Annotated in this window: 3 protein-coding genes; all 3 read left to right on the top strand. The window is 66.5% G+C overall.

Features of this window, described 5'->3' with window-relative positions; translation table 11 throughout:
- Nucleotides 1-100 precede the first annotated feature (100 nt).
- Nucleotides 101-2695 carry a leucine--tRNA ligase gene (gene leuS, locus G3N92_RS31195; RefSeq protein ID WP_206131393.1) on the top strand — a complete coding sequence of 865 codons (2595 nt, stop codon included), beginning with the start codon at nucleotides 101-103 and terminating at the stop codon, nucleotides 2693-2695.
- 29 nt (nucleotides 2696-2724) lie between these two features.
- Entirely contained in the window at nucleotides 2725-3276 is a 552-nt protein-coding gene (gene lptE / locus G3N92_RS31200; RefSeq protein WP_206131394.1) for an LPS assembly lipoprotein LptE, read from the top strand.
- Between the two features lie 54 nt (nucleotides 3277-3330).
- A partial coding sequence (gene holA, locus G3N92_RS31205; protein ID WP_206131395.1) for a DNA polymerase III subunit delta occupies nucleotides 3331-4268 on the top strand: 938 nt, incomplete at its 3' end.

Consider the following 4268-nt stretch of genomic DNA (forward strand, 5'->3'; position numbering starts at 1 on the left):
TCGGTATAATCGACCCTTTCCCCGCGACCCGGGGAGTGCGACTTTCAATCCACTCCAGCCAGCGCGCGCCACGCGCGCCGACAGCCAAGCCGAACACACCATGCAAGAACGATACGTACCCGCCGACGTCGAAGCCGCCGTCCAGCGCGACTGGCGCGCTACCGACGCCTACCTGACGAAGGAAGATTCGCAAAAGCCGAAGTTCTATTGCGTGTCGATGCTGCCCTATCCGTCCGGCAAGCTGCATATGGGTCACGTCCGCAACTACACGATCAACGACGTGATGTACCGCTACTTGCGGATGAACGGCTACAACACGCTGATGCCGATGGGCTGGGACGCGTTCGGCATGCCGGCCGAAAACGCCGCGATGGCCAACGGCGTGCCGCCCGCGAAGTGGACCTACGACAACATCGATTACATGAAGGGCCAGATGCAGTCGATGGGCCTCGCGATCGACTGGTCGCGCGAAATCGCCACCTGCAAGCCCGATTACTACAAATGGAACCAGTGGCTGTTCCTGAAGATGCTCGAGAAGGGCATCGCGTACAAGAAAACCGGCACCGTCAACTGGGATCCGGTCGACCAGACCGTGCTCGCCAACGAGCAGGTGATCGACGGCCGCGGCTGGCGTTCGGGCGCGGTGGTCGAGAAGCGCGAAATCCCGATGTACTACCTGCGCATCACGCAATACGCCGATGAGCTGCTGAACGATCTCGAAGGCCTCGGCTGGCCCGAGCGCGTCAAGATCATGCAGCAGAACTGGATCGGCAAGAGCTTCGGCGTGAACTTCGGCTTCCCGTACGAACTCGACGGCGAGCAGAAGCTGCTGCGCGTGTTCACCACGCGCGCCGACACCGTGATGGGCGTCACGTTCTGCGCCATCGCGGCCGAGCACCCGCTCGCCACGCGCCTGGCCGAAGGCAAGCCCGAGCTGCAGGCCTTCATCGAGGAATGCAAGCAGGGCGGCGTGGCCGAGGCCGACATGGCCACCATGGAAAAGAAGGGCGTCGCCACGGGCTTCTCGGTCAAGCATCCGCTGACGGGCGAGCCGGTGCCGGTGTGGATCGGCAACTACGTGCTGATGAGCTATGGCGAAGGCGCCGTGATGGGCGTGCCCGCGCACGACGAGCGCGATTTCGCGTTCGCCGCCAAGTACGCGCTGCCGATCCAGCAAGTGATCGCGGTCGAAGGCGAAACCTATTCGACCGAAGCCTGGCAGGAGTGGTACGGCGATAAAACCCGCGGCGCGCTGATCAACAGCGGCAAGTACGACGGCCTCGGCGTCGAGGCGGCCGTGGACGCGGTGGCGGCCGACCTGAACGCCGGCGGCTTCGGCGACAAGCAGGTCACCTGGCGCCTGCGCGACTGGGGCGTCTCGCGTCAGCGCTACTGGGGCACGCCGATTCCGATCATCCACTGCCCGTCGTGCGGCGACGTGCCGGTGCCGGAAGCCGACCTGCCGGTGGTGCTGCCGGAAGATCTCGTGCCGGACGGCTCGGGCAATCCGCTCGCCAAGTCGGAAGCGTTCCTGAACTGCACGTGCCCGAAGTGCGGCGCGGCGGCGAAGCGCGAAACCGACACGATGGATACCTTCGTCGATTCGTCGTGGTATTTCTCGCGCTACACGGCGCCCGACGCGAACACGATGGTCGACGCGCGCACCGATTACTGGATGCCGATGGATCAATACATCGGCGGCATCGAGCACGCGATCCTGCACTTGCTGTACTCGCGCTTCTGGACCAAGGTCATGCGCGACCTGGGCCTCGTGAAATTCAGCGAGCCGGCCAAGAACCTGCTGACGCAGGGCATGGTGCTCAACGACACGTTCTACCGCGAAAATGCGGCCGGCAAGAAGACCTGGTACAACCCGGCCGAGGTCACGGTCACGCACGACGACAAGGGCCGCCCGGTCGGCGCGGTGCTGAACGCCGACGGCCAGCCGGTGGTGATGGGCGGCATCGAGAAGATGTCGAAGTCGAAGAACAACGGTGTCGATCCGCAACTGCTGATCGATCAGCACGGTGCCGACACGGCCCGCCTGTTCACGATGTTCGCCGCACCGCCCGAGCAGCAGCTCGAATGGTCGGGCGCCGGCGTGGAAGGCGCGAGCCGCTTCCTGCGCCGCGTCTGGGCGTTCGGTTCGGCGAACCGCGAGGCGCTCGCCGCACGCGAAGCAATCGACGCGGCATCGCTCGACGAAGCCGCCAAGGTGCTGCGCCGCGAAATCCATGGCGTGCTCAAGCAGGCCGATTTCGATTACCAGCGCCTGCAATACAACACGGTCGTGTCGGCCTCGATGAAGATGCTGAACGCGATCGAAGGCGCCAAGAGCGTGTCGGCCGCCGTGCAGCGCGAAACCTACGGCATCCTGCTGCGTGTGCTGTACCCGGTCGTGCCGCATCTGACGTTCGCGCTGTGGCAGGAACTGGGCTACGCCGACGAATTCGGCACGCTGCTCGACGCGCCCTGGCCGAAGGTCGACGAGGCCGCGCTCGAACAGGCCGAGATCGAACTCGTGCTGCAGATCAACGGCAAGGTGCGCGGCGCCGTGAAGGTGGCCAAGGATGCGGGCCGCGACGCGATCGAAGCCGCCGCGCTCGCCGACGAGGCGTTCGCGAAGTTCAGCGAAGGCAAGCCGGCGAAGAAGGTCATCGTCGTGCCGGGCCGACTCGTCAACGTCGTGGTCTGACGCGCAGTACGAACCAGCAAGGAGCGAAGGTGATCCGCAGATCGTTTTTGATGGCCGTGGGCAGCGCGGCGCTGCTGTCCGCGTGCGGTTTCCAGTTGCGCGGCACGCAGGATTACGCGTTCAAGAGCCTGATGATCGCGGGTGCGCCGCCGGCCGTGGCCGCGCGCCTGCGGCGCATGGTCGAGGGCGGCAGCGATACCAAGATCGTGACGAACCCGGACGCCGCCGATGCGGTGCTGCGCGTGTCCGAAACGCGCGGCACGAGCACGCTGACGCTCGACCAGTTCGGCACGGTCGAGGAATACCAGCTCAACTACTCGCTGAACTACACGCTGACGACGAAGGACGGCGCGTTGCTGATCGCGCCCAGCGTGATCGCGCTGAACCGCGCGATGACCTACAACGCGCAATTCGTGCAGGCGAAGGCGCAGGAGTCCGACGTGCTGTACGCCGACATGCAGAACGACGCCGTCGATCAGCTGACGCGCCGGCTGTCGATCGTGCACACGCTGACGCCGAAGCCGAACGAAGTGGTGCCGGGCGTCGCGCCGCGCGCGCCGCTGCCGCCGCCGCCGCTTTGATCGCGCGGCGCCTTCCGATCGTCGTTTTCTTCCGACTGCCGAGCGTTCGAACCGATGCAATTGCGACTTGACGCGCTGGAGCCGCACCTCGCGAAGGGGCTGGCCGGCCTCTACACCGTGTACGGCGACGAGCCGCTGCTGGCGCTGGAGGCCTGCGACCGGATCCGTGCCGCCGGGCGTGCGGCCGGCTTTACCGATCGTTCGGTGTTCACCGTCGAGCGCAGTTTCGACTGGAGCTCGCTGCTTGGCGCGACCCAGGCGATGTCGCTGTTCGGCGATCGTCAACTGATCGAGCTGCGCATTCCGTCCGGCAAGCCCGGCAAGGAAGGCGCCGACGCGCTGAAAACCCTGGCCGCGGCGGGCAATCCCGACGTGCTGGTGCTCGTCACGCTGCCGCGGCTCGATGCGGCCACCCAGAAGTCGGCGTGGTTCACCGCGCTCGGCAACGGCGGCGTCGCGCTGAAGATCGATCCCGTCGATCGCGCGCAGTTGCCGAACTGGATCGGCCAGCGGCTGTCGGCGCAGGGCCAGCGCGTCGCGGCCGGCGAGGACGGGCGGCGCGCGCTGCAATTCATCGCCGAGCGGGTCGAGGGCAACCTGCTGGCCGCGCACCAGGAAATCCAGAAGCTCGGGCTGTTGTATCCGTCGGGCACGCTGAATTTCGAGCAGGTGCAGGACGCCGTGCTCAACGTCGCGCGCTACGACGTGTTCAAGCTCAACGAAGCGATGCTGGCCGGCGATGCCGGGCGGCTCGCGCGCATGATCGACGGCCTGAAGGGCGAGGGCGAAGCGCTCGTGCTGGTGCTGTGGGCCGTGGTCGAGGAATTGCGCACGCTGCTGCGGATCAAGCGCGGCGTCGAAGCCGGCAAGCCGCTCGCGGTGCTGGTGCGCGAGAACCGTGTCTGGGGGCCGCGCGAGCGGCTGATCGGCCCGGCGCTCGCGCGCGTGTCGGAGGCGGTGCTCGAAAAGGCGCTGGCGCTGGCCGCCAAGCT

It is taken from the genome of Burkholderia sp. Ac-20379 (genome assembly GCF_017104645.1).
Classification (GTDB): Bacteria; Pseudomonadota; Gammaproteobacteria; order Burkholderiales; family Burkholderiaceae; genus Burkholderia.